Origin of the sequence: Solwaraspora sp. WMMA2065 (assembly GCF_030345075.1) — a bacterium.
In the GTDB taxonomy this organism is placed as follows: Bacteria; Actinomycetota; Actinomycetes; order Mycobacteriales; family Micromonosporaceae; genus Micromonospora_E.
Genome location: NZ_CP128361.1, coordinates 6,518,863 through 6,535,428 on the forward strand (window position 1 = coordinate 6,518,863; position 16,566 = coordinate 6,535,428).

Annotated in this window: 13 protein-coding genes, 2 tRNA genes and 1 pseudogene; 8 read left to right on the forward strand and 8 right to left on the reverse strand. The window is 68.6% G+C overall.

The window, feature by feature from the left end; genetic code table 11:
• Position 1 precedes the first annotated feature (1 nt).
• A complete protein-coding gene (locus tag O7610_RS29720) occupies positions 2 to 820 on the forward strand; it encodes a YcnI family copper-binding membrane protein (RefSeq protein WP_281553622.1) in 819 nt (272 codons plus the stop codon).
• Here O7610_RS29720 and O7610_RS29725 read toward each other — a convergent pair.
• The gene (locus O7610_RS29725; RefSeq protein WP_281553623.1) at positions 774 to 2,072 is read right to left on the reverse strand and encodes a glycosyltransferase family 87 protein; all 1,299 of its coding nucleotides are present in this window, start codon (positions 2,070 to 2,072) and stop codon (positions 774 to 776) included. The two genes, O7610_RS29720 and O7610_RS29725, sit on opposite strands and share 47 nt — an antisense overlap.
• Before the next feature lie 72 nt (positions 2,073 to 2,144).
• On the opposite strand from O7610_RS29725, the gene orn reads away from it, so the two are divergent.
• A complete protein-coding gene (orn, locus tag O7610_RS29730) occupies positions 2,145 to 2,735 on the forward strand; it encodes an oligoribonuclease (RefSeq protein ID WP_281553624.1) in 591 nt (196 codons plus the stop codon).
• 129 nt (positions 2,736 to 2,864) lie between these two features.
• Positions 2,865 to 2,940, forward strand: a tRNA-His gene (locus tag O7610_RS29735).
• 74 nt (positions 2,941 to 3,014) lie between these two features.
• Here O7610_RS29735 and O7610_RS29740 read toward each other — a convergent pair.
• A complete protein-coding gene (locus O7610_RS29740) occupies positions 3,015 to 4,331 on the reverse strand; it encodes a L,D-transpeptidase (RefSeq protein WP_289212338.1) in 1,317 nt (438 codons plus the stop codon).
• Between the two features lie 221 nt (positions 4,332 to 4,552).
• A complete protein-coding gene (locus O7610_RS29745) occupies positions 4,553 to 5,833 on the reverse strand; it encodes a L,D-transpeptidase (RefSeq protein WP_289212339.1) in 1,281 nt (426 codons plus the stop codon).
• Positions 5,834 to 6,019: 186 nt separating this feature from the next.
• Between O7610_RS29745 and O7610_RS29750 the strand changes: the two genes are divergently transcribed.
• The 3 genes from O7610_RS29750 (at position 6,020) to O7610_RS29760 (ending at position 8,050) form a co-directional block, all read left to right on the forward strand.
• Positions 6,020 to 6,095 (forward strand) — tRNA-Lys (locus tag O7610_RS29750).
• Between the two features lie 200 nt (positions 6,096 to 6,295).
• Positions 6,296 to 6,958, forward strand: coding sequence for an HAD family hydrolase (locus tag O7610_RS29755; RefSeq protein ID WP_289212340.1), 663 nt, complete (start codon positions 6,296 to 6,298; stop codon positions 6,956 to 6,958).
• 72 nt (positions 6,959 to 7,030) lie between these two features.
• The gene (locus O7610_RS29760; protein ID WP_289212341.1) at positions 7,031 to 8,050 is read left to right on the forward strand and encodes a tryptophan--tRNA ligase; all 1,020 of its coding nucleotides are present in this window, start codon (positions 7,031 to 7,033) and stop codon (positions 8,048 to 8,050) included.
• A gap of 22 nt (positions 8,051 to 8,072) precedes the next feature.
• Here O7610_RS29760 and O7610_RS29765 read toward each other — a convergent pair whose 3' ends face one another.
• Genes O7610_RS29765 through O7610_RS29780 form a run of 4 tightly spaced genes read right to left on the reverse strand, consistent with a single transcriptional unit; the run spans position 8,073 to position 11,826 of the window.
• Entirely contained in the window at positions 8,073 to 9,104 is a 1,032-nt protein-coding gene (locus O7610_RS29765) for an FAD-dependent oxidoreductase (protein WP_289212342.1), read from the reverse strand.
• The gene (locus O7610_RS29770; protein ID WP_289212343.1) at positions 9,094 to 10,005 is read right to left on the reverse strand and encodes a hypothetical protein; all 912 of its coding nucleotides are present in this window, start codon (positions 10,003 to 10,005) and stop codon (positions 9,094 to 9,096) included. The genes O7610_RS29765 and O7610_RS29770 overlap by 11 nt, the downstream gene beginning before the upstream one ends.
• The gene (locus O7610_RS29775; protein ID WP_289212344.1) at positions 9,990 to 10,943 is read right to left on the reverse strand and encodes a nucleotidyl transferase family protein; all 954 of its coding nucleotides are present in this window, start codon (positions 10,941 to 10,943) and stop codon (positions 9,990 to 9,992) included. The genes O7610_RS29770 and O7610_RS29775 overlap by 16 nt, the downstream gene beginning before the upstream one ends.
• A gap of 49 nt (positions 10,944 to 10,992) precedes the next feature.
• On the reverse strand, positions 10,993 to 11,826 hold the full coding sequence (locus O7610_RS29780; RefSeq protein ID WP_289212345.1) for a hypothetical protein: 834 nt from the start codon (positions 11,824 to 11,826) through the stop codon (positions 10,993 to 10,995).
• A 671-nt stretch (positions 11,827 to 12,497) separates the two neighbouring features.
• On the opposite strand from O7610_RS29780, the gene O7610_RS29785 reads away from it, so the two are divergent.
• Positions 12,498 to 13,061 (forward strand): NUDIX hydrolase, encoded by a 564-nt coding sequence (locus tag O7610_RS29785; protein WP_289212346.1) that lies wholly within the window; start codon positions 12,498 to 12,500, stop codon positions 13,059 to 13,061.
• Here O7610_RS29785 and O7610_RS29790 read toward each other — a convergent pair.
• A complete protein-coding gene (locus O7610_RS29790; RefSeq protein ID WP_289212347.1) occupies positions 13,058 to 14,434 on the reverse strand; it encodes a helix-turn-helix domain-containing protein in 1,377 nt (458 codons plus the stop codon). The two genes, O7610_RS29785 and O7610_RS29790, sit on opposite strands and share 4 nt — an antisense overlap.
• 1,136 nt (positions 14,435 to 15,570) lie before the next feature.
• Between O7610_RS29790 and O7610_RS29795 the strand changes: the two are divergent.
• Positions 15,571 to 16,465: pseudogene (locus O7610_RS29795) on the forward strand (replication-relaxation family protein).
• Positions 16,466 to 16,566: the final 101 nt, after the last annotated feature.

Sequence of the window (16,566 nt, forward strand, 5' to 3'; positions counted from 1 at the left end):
CATGCTCCGTCACCGACGCACACCGGTCCGCGTTGCGGCGCTCGCCGGTGCGGCCGCCGTCGTCGGCATCCTCGGTCTGGCCGCCCCGGCGGCCGCACACATCACGGTCCACCCGACGCAGGCGCCGTCTGGCGACTACGCCCGCCTCGACTTCCAGGTGCCGAACGAGAGCGACGAACACAGCACGGTCAAGGTCGAAGTGGTGATGCCGGAGGACACGCCGATCGCCTCGGTGTCACTGGCCCGGGTGCCCGGCTGGACCGTCGAGGTGCAGACGGCGCCGGTCGATCCGCCGCTGGAGGTACACGGTGCCCAGGTGACTGAGGCGGTGTCCCGGGTCGTGTGGACAGCCGAGACCGCGGAGGCCAGCGTGCAGCCGGGCGAGTTCCTGGATCTACCAATCCGGATGGGCCCGCTGCCCGACGCCGAACAGCTGGTCTTCAAGTCGCTGCAGACCTACTCCGACGGCACCGTGGTGCGCTGGATCGAGGTGCCGGTGCCCGGCGAGGAGGAGCCGGCCACCCCGGCGAGCGTGCTCACGTTGACCTCGGCTGAGCAGGACAGCCCCGCCGTCGGCGGCGGTCAGGAGCCAGTCGACGACGAGGCACCGGCCGACGACGCCGCGACCGGCAGCGACACCGGCGGCAGCGGTGCCGCGCTCGGGGTGGGGATCGTCGGGCTGCTCGCCGGCCTCGGCGGGCTGGTACTCGGCGGGCTGGCGTTCGCCCGGACCCGCCGCCCGACGCCTGCTCCGGCGGCTGCCCCAGCGGCCGCTACCCGCCCGGAGTCGACGTCGGGTGACGGCGGATCGGCAGACTGACCAGCAGCAGCGCGGCGGCCAGCACGTACAGGTTGCGCAGCACGAAGGTGGCCGGATCGTCGGTCGGCTCCTTCGCATGGCCCCAGTCGATCAGTGACACGACACCGACGACCAGCGCCGCGAAGATGACCGCCGCCAACGCCAGTGCCGCCGACGCCGCCGGTCCGGCGGCCCGGACTCCGCTCCGGGCCGCCGCCGGCTGCGGCCCGGCGGCGACCGGCGGGCGGGCCGGCAGCGCCGCGTCGAGGAGCACGATCAGCGCCGGGACGAACCAGTAGACGTGGTGCGGCCAGGTGATCGGTGCGATCAGCGCGGCCACCAGGCCGGTCAGGGTCAGCCCGGCCAGCTCGTCACCGGCCCGTGCCGCCCGGGCCGCACGCCACAACCCGTAGCCGGCGGCGACGGCCACCAGCACCAGCCAGACCAGCCGGTCCGGCTCGGCCGGAGCGGCCAGCCGGGCGAGCAGCCCCTGCAGCGACTGGTTGCCGGTGTAGTCGCTGCGCCCCACCCGCTCGGTGCTCCACAGCTCGGTGAACCAGAACCGCCACGACTCGGCCGGGGCGACCGCCGCGGCGAGCCCGGTGGCGGCCGCCGCCGCCAGGCAGGACACCAGCGCCGCCTGCCACCGACGGGTGACCAGCAGGTAGACGATGAAGATCCCCGGGAACAGCTTGATCGCCGTCGCCAGGCCGATGCCGACGCCGGCCCAGCGGGACCGCTTCGGTACGGCGAGCAGCAGGTCGGCCAGGATCAGCACGACCAGCAGCATGTTGATCTGCCCGAGGAAGATCGTCTCCCGGGTCGGCTCGATCAGTACCACCAGCGGTACCGCCAAACCGGCCAGCCACCAGCGCGGCAGGCCGCGTCGGCGGGCGATCGGCGTGACCAGCCAGACCGTGGTGACCACCACCGCCAGCAGCGTGCCGACGGTGAACACGGCGGCGGCGGTCCCGGCGCCCACCGCCGCGAACGGGCGCAGCAGCAACGCGGTGAACGGGGGATAGGTGAAGTAGAGCTGGCCCTGCACGATGTCGGGCTGGACGTAGTCGTACAGCGGGTTGCCGTCGGCCCACCAGCGCATCGCGCTGAGGTAGATCTTCAGGTCGTAGAAGTCGTGCCGGTTGCCGTACCAGATCAGGGCGGCGACCACGGCGGCGCTGAGCGCGACGACGACCGCGATCCGGCGCGGCGTACGTGATCTGTCGTCGACGGGGCGCGGCGCGGGGCCGTCCGGGAGGGTGTCGGCGGGCACGCCCGCGAGCCTAGCGGGGGCCGCCGCCGGTGACCTGGTCGGCTGCTGGACGGTGCCGCGTAGGCTGTCCGCGTGGCGGATCTTCTTGTCTGGATCGACTGTGAGATGACCGGGCTCGACCTCGGCAGGGACGCGTTGATAGAGGTGGCCGCGCTGGTCACCGACTCGGACCTCAACGTGCTCGGCGACGGCGTCGATCTGGTGATCCACGCCGATGAGGAGACGTTGGCCGGGATGCCGGACGTGGTGCGGGAGATGCACGCCAAGTCCGGGCTGACCGAGGAGGTGCGGCGCTCGGCGGTCACCCTCGCCGAGGCGCAGGACCGGGTACTTGAGTACGTGACGAGCTTCGTGCAGGAGCCGAAGACCGCGCCGCTGTGCGGCAACTCGATCGCCACCGACCGGGGCTTCCTGGCCCGGGACATGCCGCGACTCGACTCCTACCTGCACTACCGCATGATCGATGTTTCGTCGATCAAGGAGTTGTGCCGGCGCTGGTACCCCCGGGTCTATTTCGGGCAGCCGGCCAAGGGGCTGTCGCACCGGGCGCTGGCGGACATCCGGGAGAGTATCCGGGAGCTGGAGTACTACCGGCGGTCGATCTTCGTGCCGCTGCCCGGCCCGGACGTCGACGCGGCCAAGGCGATCGCCGCCGGCCTCTGACCGTCGCCGAACGACCGGCCGCTGGGTGGCGGCCGGGCCGGCCCGGCGGAACCCGCTCGACGTGATGCCTGCCGGTAGGGCTATCATTGGTCGGCACCCCACGCGGCAGTCTGCCGGGTGTGGTTCTTGGTGGCTGTAGCTCAGCAGGTAGAGCACCGGGTTGTGGTCCCGGGTGTCGAGGGTTCAAGTCCCTTCAGTCACCCCATACCGAAGCGCCCGGCCAGGATCTGATCCTGGCCGGGCGCTTTTGCTCGGTGCCCGTTCCCGGGTGGGGACGGGTCAGGCCTGCGGGTCCGAGCTGGTTCCGGACCCGCCGGCGGCACCGCCCGGCGTCGACTCCGTCGTTGCCAACTCGGTCGACTCCGGCTCGTACGGCAGGGCGCTGCCTTCGACGAGCTCGTCCCAGCTGAGGTTCCACACCGTCCAACCGTTGCCGTTGGCGAGCTGGACCTCGGTGCCCTTGACCGTGACCGGGTCACCGACCCTGGTCTGGTTGAACAGCCACTTGGCGTTGTCCACCGACATGTTGACGCAGCCGTGTGAGACGTTGCGTACCCCCTGGTCGGCCACCGACCACGGGGCGGCGTGGATGAACTCGCCGCCCCAGGTCAGCCGTTGGGCGTACTCGATGTCCGTCCGGTAGCCCTCCTCCGGGCCCAGCTCCTCGTACGTGTCGAAGACGGTCTCCTTCAGCTTCTCCATCACGATCATGGTGCCGCTGGAGGAGGGCGTCTTCGGCTTGCCGAGACTGACCGGGATCTCCTTGATCGTCTCGCCGTCCTTGGTGACCACCATCGTCTTGCTGGTGTTGTCGACCGTCATCACCAGCGCCGCACCGACCTCGGCGTCCACGGTCAGGTCGTTGCGGCCGTACCAGCCGTCGCCCATCGGCAGGCCACCGGTCTGCGCCTTGTAGAACAGCTGGGTGCCGGCCTGCCAGAACTCGCGTGGCCGGAACTGGACCTCGGTAGGGCTCACCCAGTACCAGATGCCCTCCTGGGCGGGCTCGGTCTCGACGCTCAACCGCCGCTGCACGTCGTCGCGGTAGTCCTGCGGGATGTCCCGGCTGAACCGCAGAATCAGTGGCATCGCGACGCCGACCACGTTGCCGTCGCCCAGGAAGCTGGACACTCGTACCTGATTGCCCGGCTGGGCCATGGTCCGGAAGTTGTGGCTGGTCACGGTGGTCTCGCCGTCGTCGCCGGTCACCGTCACCGTCGCGGTGTACGCGGCGTCGTACTCCAGCTGCCCGTCGGGGAGGAAGACAGAGCCGTCGGCGTCGACCTCGCCCGGCACCGGGTTGCCGTCGACGTCGGTCAACTCAACCGTTGTCCGCGTCGCGTCGGTGGTGGTGAAGGTGATCGCCGTCGACGCGGGCACGTCGGTGGCGTCGGCGGCCGGCTCGGTGATCGTGGCCTGCGCATTCGGGCTCGGGTCGGACTCCGTGCCGCCCTGCCAGGTGGGAGCGTCGCCGGTGCCGGTGCAGGCACCGGTGAGGGCGAGCGCGGCGGCGAGCGCGACGGCCGTGACAACCCGCGGTACGGGCGGTCGCGCCCGCCCAATCCGCGGCTCTACCTGAAAGCGGCTGACTCGCATGATCCCCTCACGAAGTTCGGTCCCCGGATCCCATCGTCCAACAAAGACGCGGTGGGGCAACTCCCGGGTTCGTGCCCCAAACGTACGCAACGGCGACACGGCTGACCGGTATTCCCCGGATCGTCCGGTACATTCGGTCAGCCGTGTCACATTCGTCCGTTGTTGGCAGTCATTCAGATGTCATACTGTGCCCCCCGTGTGGACGGGAAACGCATCGACCGTCACCCGGACGTCGCTGTCGGTGCTGGAGCCGGCGTCGTCGGTGCCGGTGAACCAGCCCTTGCCGGTTGTAGATCGGCCGGCACCGGCAACGCACTACCTTTGACGAACTCGTCCCAGGTGAGGTTCCAGGCCGTCCAGCCGTTGCCGTCCGCCAGCTCCCGCTCAGTGCCCTTGACCGTGATCGGGTCACCGACCTTGGTCTGGTTGAACAGCCACTTGGCGTTGTCCATCGACAGGTTGACACACCCGTGTGACACGTTGCGTACTCCCTGATCGCCGACCGACCACGGGGCGGCGTGGATGAACTCGCCACCCCAGGTGATCCGCTGGGCGAACGAGATGTCCGTCCGGTAGCCCTCCTCCGGGCCCAACTCGGCGAAGGTGTCGAAGACGGTCTGCTCCTGCTTGTCCATCACCACCATGGTGCCGCTCGACGACGGCGTACTCGGCTTGCCGAGACTGACCGGCATCTGCTTGACCAGCTTGTCATTCTTGAACATCGACAGCTGCTTGGTGGCGTTGTCGACCTCGACGGTCACCTTCTCGCCGATCTTCGCGGTGGCGCCCCGGTCCATGTCCCCGTACCGGCCGTCACCGGTCGGGTGGCCGTCCAGCGCGATTCGGGTGGTCAACGTCGTGCCGGCCTGCCAGAAGTCCGGAGCCCGGTAGAACGCCTGGGTACCGTTGGACACCCAGTGCCAGGTGCCCGGCTGTGGCGGGTCGGTCTCGACGAACATCCGCTTCTGTACGCTGGCCCGCTCCTGCTCCGGAATGCCGGGGAAGAACTCGACCACCACCGGCATCGCCACCCCGTACGTCCGCCCGTCGAACAGGTAGAGGCCGGTGCCGGTCTGCGACCCGGACCTGCCCATCGTGGTGAACGAAGTAGTCTTGGTCTCCTCCTCCCCGGTGCTGCTGGTCGCGACGACGGTCGCCGTGTACTTCTTCTGATTCTTGAGTGGTTTGTCCGGCACCCAGGCGGTGCCGTCCTCCCGCATACTGCCGCTGACCTCGCCGCCACCGTCCTCGACGAGGGTCACCGAGGTGACCTCCCCGCCGCTGACCGTGGTGCCGATCTCCGTACTGATCGGCAGGTTCTTCGCGTCCGCCTTCGGCGCGATGGCGAACTCGAACGGCTCCGGCGGGGGTGTCGGACTCGCCGTGGCCACCTGGCCGTTGACGAATCGTGGCGTCTTGTCCGATCCACACCCTGCCAGTGCCGCCGGTGCGATGACTGCCAGTGTCACCGCGACCGACCAACCCCTCCTGACCTTGTGCATGCCAGTCCCCGTTCCTTGTTCCGTCCCTGCCGACATCGTGCATCACCCGCCATGCCCTTCGTGCCTGATCCGGAAGGGTGCCAGATCCGCGCACATGGGCAGGTCCGCCGGACAGACGGCTCGTTGCCGGCAACTGGTTGGAAGCTGGACGGCCGGACATGCTAGGGTTGCCCGCGTTGTCAGCGAGCGCCGCTAGCTCAACTGGCAGAGCAGCGGACTCTTAATCCGCGGGTTGTAGGTTCGAGTCCTACGCGGCGTACCAGACACCAAGGCCCCGACCGGCGGTTTCCGCCCGCTCGGGGCCTTTTGCCGTACGCCGTACGGGCGGCTGGGTGCTCGACGGGCGCTCGGGAGCCGCTGGACCGGCCGACCGCTGGCGGGACAGCAACGGCATTGACGGGACGTTCCATCCCGACCCGCCGCCGGGCTCGTCGAACGGGCGGATGCCAGGCTGGGATAGTGATGAAGGTGAGCCCTGGTATCGCCGCATCGCCCGAGCTCGTCATCTTCGACTGCGACGGGGTGCTGGTGGACAGCGAGCCGATCGTTGCCCGGGTGCTCACCGAGTGGATGCGAGACCTCGGTGTCCGGATCACCTATGAGGAGTGCGCTCGGGAGTTCGTGGGGCTGGCGCAGGAGGTGGCGGCGCAGCGAATCACGGACCGTCTCGATGGCGAGGTGCCAACGGGCTGGTTCGACGGGCTCACCGCTGCGGTTGATGCCGCGTTGCGGGCCCAGGTCCGGCCGGTGCCGGGCGTCGCTCAGCTGCTTGAACGGCTCAGGGTTCCGTTCTGCGTGGCGTCGAACGGCCGGCCAGCCAAGGTCGACTTGACGCTGAGTGCGAGTGGCCTGGCGAGATACTTCGACGGGCGGATCTTTACTGCCTCGCAGGTCGCCCGAGGCAAGCCGGCCCCTGATCTGTTTCTGCTGGCGGCGTCCCGGATGGGTGTACAGCCTGAACGGTGTGTGGTGGTCGAGGACAGCGAAGCCGGCGTTGCAGCCGGCCTGGCTGCAGGGATGCAGGTTCTGCGGTACGCCCCGGACGGATCTCGGACGGGCTCCACCGAGGTGTTCCACAGTATGGATGGCCTTCCGCCGTTGCTTGGGCTGGTGACCGGCGGCTGACCGATTCCAGGTGTGTTCCGAGCGCAGGGTGCGGTCAGAAGATCGACGTGGCCGCGCGGTAATGTCCTACCTATGGGGTCGACGGCGCGTAAGGTTTCGCTGACTGGTATCAAGCCGACCGGTGAACCGCATCTGGGCAACTACATTGGCGCGATCCTTCCCGCACTGAAGTTGGTCGATGACTATGAGTCCCTGTACTTCATCGCGGACCTACACGCGCTGACGACGATCCGTGACCGTGATCTGTTGCGGCACTACACCCGTTCGGTGGCCGCGACGTGGCTCGCGGCCGGACTCGATCCCGACCGCACCACCTTCTATCGCCAGTCGGACATCCGGGAGATCCCTGAGCTGACCTGGGTACTGTCCTGCCTGACCGGTAAAGGGCTGATGAACCGGGCGCACGCGTACAAGGCGGCGCGCGACCGTAACCGTGCGGCCGGCAAGGAGGATCTGGACGCGGGTGTGAACATGGGCCTGTTCAACTACCCGATGCTGATGGCGGTCGACATTCTCATCATGGACGCCGATGTGGTGCCGGTTGGCCGTGACCAGGTCCAGCACGTCGAGTACGCAGCTGACATCGCCGGTGCCTTCAACGCCGTCTACGGCGATCGATTCAGGCTGAAGATCCCAGCTGCCGTCATCCCGGATGAAGGCTCGGCGCAGACCCTGCCCGGCGTCGACGGACGGAAGATGAGCAAGTCCTACGGCAACACGATCCCGCTGTTCGAGTCCGAAGCCGGTCTGCGCAAGATGATCCGGCGGATCCCGACTGACAGCGTGCCGCTCGATGAGCCGAAGGATCCCGACTCGGCTGCGGTCTTCACGCTGCTGGAGCGGTTCGGCGAGGCGGACGTCGTTGCCGAGACCCGAGCCCGGCTGATGGCCGGTGGGATGGGTTGGGGCGAGGTGAAGGCCCAGCTCACCGACGCGTTGAATGCCCAGTTCGCGCCGCTGCGGGAGCGCTACGAGGCGCTGATGGCACCTGGCAGCGAACTGGACGACCTCCTCGCGCACGGCGCGGACAAGGCCCGTAAGCAGACCCGACCGTTGCTGGAGCGGGTGCGCGACGCCGTCGGCATCGGGTAGGCACTGACAGCGCGCCTCGCCGTCAAACGAGTGCGTCGACTACCTGATCGGCGCAGTGCCAGGCGGTCGTCCATTTGCCGGGCAGCGCGACCAGCAGGTTGGCCGCTGGGGTCCAGCCGGTTGGTGGTTTCCTGAGATCGACGACCAGGCTCGATGGGTCGGTCTGCGGGCTGGCCGGCTCGCACACGGTGCCCCACAGCAGGCTGAGGTCACGGCCGGGCCGTTGAACTCCGCGCAGGTGGAGGGCGGTCTGTAGCCGGGCATGTTCTTCCTCGGCCGGTCCATACTGGCCGTCGACTGCGGGCAGGCCAACACGGGTGCCCCCGAGATCTGGACTGAGGGCGAGGAGGTCGCCGTCCAGCCAGTAGGTCAAGCTCCGTACGCGGGTGCCGGCCTGCCGTCCCCAGGCGATGCGCCGGGTGCGGAGCGTGTGCCGGATCCCGGCTCGGGCCAACAGTCGCGGTGTACCGGCGCCGGCTGCCAGGACCAGCATGCGTGCCCGTGGGGCGGCACGCGGTGCGTTCTGTGCGATGGAGACGAGGCAACTGGCCGGATCTCGACGTAGGGTGACCTCCCGTCGCAGTACCGGCGGTACGCCTGCGGTGTGAGCCAACGCGACGAGGCTGGTGTGCAGTGCGGGTAGGTTCACGCTGTAATCCGGGATGTGGAAGGCTGCGGCCGGTGGGGGAAGAGAGCCGCTGGCCACGGGAGCCGCTTCCGAGGCGGTGATGCCGATCCGGTTCCAGGCCTTCAGATACCGGTCGACGGCGTCGGCCGAGTGGAACAGCGCCAGTCCGGTGGCGGCTCCGATCCGTACGGGCCGGGTCAGGTCGTACCAGCGGCTCCGCTCCCGCCAGCAGGCCTCACTGAGCGAGGGCAGCACCGGGGCGTAGACGGCACCCGAATGCAACTGTCCGAAGTTTGCGAGCGACGCCCCAGCCTGCCCGTCGCCGACGCACCGCACCCGCAGACCACGACGTGCCGCCGCCACGGCGATGGCCAGACCACAGAGTCCTGATCCGACGATGAGAGCGTCAAGGGTGTCATCTGACACGCGCCGCCTCGTTCCCCTTTGATGCAGTTGCCTCGGACCGTTCATCGATGACGGCGATGCGATGGCGGTCGGCGAATCGGCGTACCAGCTCACGCGGTGCGACATGGTGGTCGACGCGGAGTCGGATGCGTCGGGGCCAGAGGCGCAGCCGGCCGCGGGCCGCAGCCCGGTGGGCCTGCATCGAGTCGCGGTCCAGCAGGAGGCTGCGCAGATGGGCCAGGATCGTCGAGCCAGCGACGGAGATGAGGCTGGCTTCGGCATTGATCGCTGGGTCTGGGACGACCGGCACCAGCATGGCGAGGTCAGGTCGGACCGGTGTCGTCGCCGCTGCTGCGACGATCTTTTGGGCTGCCTGGTCGAAGGGCCAGACCGGTCGAGGCGTCGGTTCGTCCACCGGCTGTGGCGTCAGTTGTGGTAGCAGCAACGCCATGCCGGGGATGCCGGATCGGGCGTATCTGACGACCTGTCGGCGTTTCGCGAGCCCGTACGGCGTCTGGTACAGACCAGGTGCCAGCACCGCCGTCGTGCTCGCGGCGATCAGCGTGATCTCCCGACCGCTGGCGAGAAGTTGATCGCGCAGGTGTAACACGGTTTCGGTCGCGCCGTGCACGCTGCGTCGCATCGACTGCACCCCGCTGCGGTCGAGAACGCTGTCTACGACGCAGACCCGACCGCGAGAGGCAGCAAGGATGGCCGTCGTGACGGCAACGCGGGCGCGGTGCTCGGCAACCGTCAGATCCGCGAGAATCCAATGCGCGTCGGCGGATGCCTGGTCCGCTGGGCGGCTTCGCGCGACGGCGACGACGGTGAAACCGGCTGCGACGGCCAGCGGCGCAATGGCACGACCAAGGCGTCCGGACGCGCCGAGCAGGACGAGGAGTGGGCTCATCGAGTGCACCACTGCCAGGTCTCGGCGAACTGGGTGAAAGAGCGGCAGTACTCTCGGCGTGCCTGGCGCCAGGGGCCTGGCCGGAGAAGCCGATCGGCGAACGCCTCACGGGCGCGGGTGATGTCCGTAGCGTCCCAGCCGCTGCTCAGCTCGATGGCCGACAGCAGCGGTGCCTGGCTGGCCTCGTCGTCGCGCATCACCCGGTCGGTGATCTCGGCCGGAGCCATGTTCAGATGGATGCTCGACGCCGGGATGCTCTTGGACATCTTCGGGTAGCCGGCCAGTCCTTCAAGGACCCGGAAATACAGGGCGCCGATCCCGCCCTGCCAACCGAGACTCAAATCGCCGGCACCGGCCTGCCGGTGCAGCACCAGCCGGGCCAGGTCGGTGAAGTAGGACTCTTCCACGCCGGAGACCATGAGGACGTCACCTGCGCCGCCCTCGAAAGGGCCGAGAATGTCGGCGACCGTGTACAGCGAGTCGACGACCACTCCAGTCTCACTGCCGAGCAGCCCGTGGTCGGCGTACAGCTCCAACAGGCTTTCCCGGTGTTCCTGGAAGTCGGCCCGAGACAGGTAACGGGCCACCCGCCCGGCGCGGACCAGGTTGGCGTGGTCAAGGTGAGACCGCAACTCGGCCCCGTCCGGATTCAGGCCGATCGCGACGAGGAACGCGAACATCTGATCCCTGACCTGGAGCAGCGTCTGCCAGGGCACGTTGCGGGAGTTCCACGCGCCGAGGTCCGAGATGACGACTGTCATCGGCGCGCCGAGCCGGCGTTGCAGCTCGACGATGCCGAGCATGACCGACAGGGTGCCGGCGGTCGGTGCGTTCGTCGGACCGAAGCCGGTCACGACCGACATCGACTGGCGCTTGTACGGGTCCAGGACCGTAAGCGCGTCGTCGGCGTGGGTGAATCGGGCTGCGGTTGGTCCGAGTTGTTCGGCCAAGACCTCAGCCGATCGCAGATCAATTGACGCTGGTGGCATGTGTGGCTCCCTACCTGAGATTGGTGAGCATGGTCAGCAGCCGCATGGCGTTACCGGAGCGGCGAGCGTGACGAACCCGGGTGCTCGCTTCGTCGATGTCGACTCCGCTTGCTCCCACGACGAGCGCGGCGTTCAGCTCGACCAGCATGGTCGCGGCCGTGTCGTCTCCAGGGGCGAGCGCAGCGGTGACGAGCGCGGCGTTCCCGGCGTGTGTGGGTTGGTGCGCGACGGCCTGACGCCATGAGGACGTCGGCTCGGTGCCCTGGTGGATGCCGCAGGTGATGAGCCCGTCGGTGAGACGGGCCAGTCGCGCCTGACCGACGCCGGCGTACTCGTCGACGGTCTCGCCGGGGGACAGCTCCGTGCAGGTGACGACGCCGAGGGCGAGTTCTGGCCTGATTCTCTGTAGCGCTGCGGCCGCGAGCGTGACGTCGCGGTGCGCCAGGCCGAGCAGGTAGCTGCTCGCGCGGACGCAGAGAGCGGCGACTGGCATGAAGAAACTTGCCGGATTCAGGGTGTCGAAGACGTCGTCGTACCGGTCTGCGTAGCGCCGGCAAAAGACTGGGTAGCCGACGAAAGCGATGCCGTAACGCTCCAGCACTTCAGGAATTTCCGTTGGCTGGCTGACCGGTCGTACGCCGAGGAGATCCAGGACGTCGGCGGCTCCGGAGACTGCGGATACCGATCGCGAGATTCCCTTGACGACGCGGGTCCCGGCGGCGGCGGCAAGGATCCCGGCTGCAGTGCTGACGTTGAAGGTCTTGTACTGCTCCTTTCCGCTGCCGGCGACGACGACAGTGCCCTCGGGCACGTCGACCGGCTGGCTGGCGTAGTTGGCGAGCACCGGGTCGAACTGTGTGATCACCGTCCACCACTCGGACAGTTCCGCCGGGCCGAGGCGGTCGGCGCGGAGCAGGTCGGCGCACCACCGCCGCCATTGCATGTTCGCCGATGGTGATTCGTCCCGAAGAAACGCGTGCAGCTGATCGGGCGACCATCTGTCAGACGGTGCGGCAAGGGACGGGGTGTTCATTTGGTCCACCACGAGCGCGTCGAGCCAGCCGTGCGGGCACCGGACAGCTCAGGACGAGACGCTCCAGGCGTACGCCGAGGCAGGTGTGCAGACAGGCTGAACACCCGCGCCGCCCGTTCGTGCGCCGCGCACGGTCCGAGCGTTCCGCATGCCAGGCACTTCCCATCGGCGCACGACACCACGTGCTGCGTCAGGACGGCCTGCGCCTCCTCCAGCTGCCCGCCGCCGAGATACGTCGCCACGGTTCCTCCAAGGTCATTTGTTCAATGGGTGGTGTGGCGGGCACGTCGTGCGCGTCGCTTCCATCGACGTCGCCTGCCGTCGCCGTCACCGGGACTCAACGGCTCGCCGTTCGCATCCCTCGATGAACAGGTTGGTCGCGCCGATAGATCAGCTGAAGTGGTTCTCCGTCAGCCGGTGTCAGCCGACACCGGGCACCCATGGCGCGCGGGGGCCAGCGAAGCGGCGATAGGGTGCGGCATATGAGTACCGGTGCTCGGCGGGCAAGTGAGTGGACCATCCACGACGAGCGGGTCATCGACGACACGAGGCGTGCCGTGCTGAGCGTCGCGGATGTCGAACTACCCGACGGCGTCCGGTTCGAGCAGTACGTACTCAGGGTGCCGTCCGCCGCGATGGTGATCGTCCTGGACGACGCCGACCGCGTGCTGATGATGTGGCGGCACCGGTTCATCATCGGCCGGTGGGTCTGGGAGTTGCCGGGTGGCTACCTTGACCATGACGAGGACCCAGTCGTCTGTGCGGCGCGGGAGGTCGAGGAGGAGACCGGCTGGCGGCCCAGGAACATGGAGCCGCTGCTGGGCTTCCAGCCCATGGTCGGCACCATCGACCAGCAGAACATCATCTACCTGTCCCGAGGGGCCGACCCCACGGGCACCGTGCCTGACATCAACGAGACCGCGCGAATCGGTTGGATCCCGCTGGCCGAGGTAGAGCAACGAATCCACGCCGGGGAGATCGTCGGTGCGGGGTCTGTCGCCGGTCTGCTCGCTGTGCTGCTGGCCAAAGCAACAGGGCGAATTTAGGCGGCTTGGAGTAGCGGCCGTACGCGCGCGGAGAACTCCTGCACCGTGGGCAGCCCGGCGTACGGCGTGAGGCGGTCCGCGAGAGTGGCGAGGTAGGCGCGCGCCCGTTCGGAGCTCAGACTCTCAGCGGCTTGTGCTGCCTGCACCCCCACCGCGCCGGCTTGCTCCGGCTCACCGGACTGCACGTGGGCAAGCGCCAACAATGCCAGGTTGAACTGCTTGCCGCGGGCATAGGCGCTGCCGTCCATCTCCAACGACCGCACCGCGAACCGGGCCGCGAGCTTGCCTTGGCCGAGCGCGGCGAAGCAGTGGCCGAACTTGGCCGAGAGATACGCTTCGTCGAAGTAGCCGATCCACTGTGGGTTGCTCGTGTTCTCCGCGCGGTCGAAGGCGCGTTCAGCGCGGTCGAGCGCTGCCGTACACGCCGCCTCGTCACCGCCCACGGCGTGGCCCTGCGCCTCCAGCACTGCGGATTCCGCCTGGATCGCAGCCATCCCGGACTCGGCCGCCGTGCGACCTGCGGCACGCGCCAAGTCGACCGCCTCTGCCGACGCCCCCAAGTAGGCCGCCTGGTGACTCATCGCCGCCAGGATCTCCGCGCCCAGCGGGCGATCGCCTGCGGCTGTGGCGAGCCGTAGCGCCTGGACCATGTACCGCTGCGCCAAGCCGTTCAGCCCAGCATCGTACGAGGCCCAGCCCGCGAGCTGGGTGGCCTCGGCCGCCGCTGAGTACAGCGCGATACCGGTGCGGGCGTCGTACCGACCCCGCAGGAGCGGAGCCACCTCGGTATCAAGGAACCGGACCAACCCGTCACGGACGTGGCCGCCACCATAACGGTTGTCGAGCGACCGGTAGACGCCGGAGATATGCCGAATCGTCTCGACGTGAGGTTCACCAACGAGGCTGTCACCGTGGCCGACGGGCTCCTCTTCGAGTCGAGCGGTCAGCCAGCGGAGCGCCGGCGTCAGGAACGCCGCCGCATTGAATCCCGCACCCACCAGGAGATCTCGCCGTTGCATATCTCCCCGCCACAGCTCTGCCGCGACCTCCGCGCCGTGTCGCCAGTCCTGCGGGAAGTCTAGTCCGACCGCCGCGTCGGGGCCCGGCTCAGCGGGACCCGCGAGCAGTTCGCCGCTGTCAGCCGACACTTCGCTCACCAGGGCGGACAACTCGCCGTTGGCACCGAGCGCCGTGTCGAGCAGCGCCACCACGGACGCGCTGGGCCGCTTGCCGCCGGCCTCGAGATCCCAGAGGTATCCGTGCGAGCAGTGGACCACCTGCCCGAGCCGGCGAAGCGACAGGCCTCGCTCCTCGCGTAGCGACCTCAAGCGCGGCCCGAAGGCCGGATCGACGACAACGTGCTGTCGCGGCATGGCACGCTCTCCTCGGAAATGAGGTCACGATTGGCCGATAGTCCTGCCGGAGCGAAGACGTGGCTTGACAGTACTCCTTGGATCGCAATCGTAGGACCACGAGACCCACCGGCTATCACAGTGGGCAATCTGGACTCACGGCGATCTCGCTCGGCGCGGATGTTGCTATAGGAGCTGACCGAGGTGGCCCGGGTGGCCCGGCGTCGGTGTGGGCCGGGTGAACGTCGCTGACGAACCGACGTCTCACATCGTGAGACCAGAAGTCGTGCGTGCCAAGATCTTTTCGCCTTCTTGGGCGGCATCTCCGTCCTGGCTGAGGGCGGCTCGGGTCGCCTGGACCGGGGGAGTCCCGCTGAGTCCAGAGGGGCCGTGGTCGGGGGCTGACGATGGTGGTTGACAGGGTGCTGCTGGTGGGGCGTACTGGGATGCGTGCGACCGTTCGGTGGTCTACCTGCCGGGTTCGATCGGCTGGTCTGGTGGCGCTCCTTCGCGGGGCGTCGTCGATCGTTGTGAGCCGGGTGTGGGGTAGGCCGTCGATGGTCATGAGCGACAGGGGGCCGTCATGAAGGATCTTCTCCCGGCTGGGTGAGCCGGTGGGTAGCCAGCGCCGTAAGCAGCTGACCGCGTCGGCGTTGCCCTGTCTCTGAACTGTGCTCGACCAGTCCCTGCCAAAACCGCCGGCGTGTCGGTTCGGCTACGTCGTCGCGTATCCACAGTGGTGTTTGTGCTGCCTTGCCCTCGGCTTGGGGGCGTTGCGCTGCTGCCGCTGCCTGTCGGGCGTCGCCTGCCGCCTGGTGGGCGCGGTCTGCGGCTTTCATCCATCCGATGCCGGCTTCGCTGGTGTCGGTGTCGTCTTCGACAAGGAGTTTCTGTTGTTGTTCCCCATGTTTTCGGCCGCTGCCGTGGCTGGTGGCGGTGACAGTTTCCGGCTTGACCCCCGTTCGGGGGTCGGGCTTGCCATCCGGGTTGGGGTCGGTCTTCGACCGGCCCCCCGGACGGACCCCTGGTGTGGTCTCACACCGCAGGCCGGGCGGTCTGTCAGCGAGGGCTGGTTGTCCTGCGACAGACCTGTGCTGGTCTCGGGTCCCTCCCCCTGGGGGGGAGTCGTATGCGTATCGGAGAGGAGGTGATGGTGGATGGATGATCCGGTTCTGCGGGTGCAGCCGCAGTTGACTGCCCGGGATCGGGTGTTGCTGGGCTGGCTCTACGACCACGGGGTGCTGACCTCGTTCCAGATCGCGTACGCCCTGTTCCCGTCGCTGGATTTCTGTCAGCGCCGGTTGCTGACGTTGTACCGGCTGCGGCTGGTGGGGCGGTTCCGGCCGCAGCGCGCCGACGGCGGCGCGTACCCGTATCACTACGTCATCGACCAGCTCGGCGCGGAGGTCGTGGCCGCTGGCCGTGATGAGCGGCCACCGCGTCGGGATCATGCCCGGGTGGAGCGGCGTCGGTGGACGTCGAGCCGCACCTTGGAGCACCGGCTCGGCGTGAACGGCTTCTTCACCGACCTCGCCGGCTACGCCCGCACCCACCCTGAGGCCCGTCTAGGGCGGTGGTTGTCGGAGGCGGCGTGCCAACGCTCGGGGGCGTTCACCCGGCCGGAGGATCCGGGTCTGGTGCGCGCCTTTCAGCCTCGGGTACGCCCAGACGGGTACGGCCTGTGGACGGTGCGGGATGTCGGGGTGCCGCTCTTCGTCGAGTTCGACACCGGTGGTGAGCAGTTGTCGGTGCTGACCCGCAAGCTGGCCGGCTACGAAGAGTTGTTTGGCAGGCTGGGGCGGGTGTGGCCGGTGCTGTTCTGGCTGCACTCCGCCGCCCGGGAACGCAACCTGCGCCTGCTGCTGGCCGAGACGCCGCCGCTGGTGCCGGTCGCCACCGGAGCCCGTGACCACGCCACCAGCGCGGGCCTGAGCCCCGCCGAGGGCGGTGTGGGCCGTGGCCGGCGGCGACGGACAACGACAGACGCTCGCCGACCTGGCGGTGTGGGTCGTTGACGACCGTAAGTATCGACGCGTGGTCACTCTCGGCTGATACCCGAGACCTAAACGGTGGCACATCCGGCTGCTCGGCGCTCGGGAGCCGCCGGACCGGTTGCCCTTCGACGGGACCGTAGCCGCCCCGGCGGACGCCAC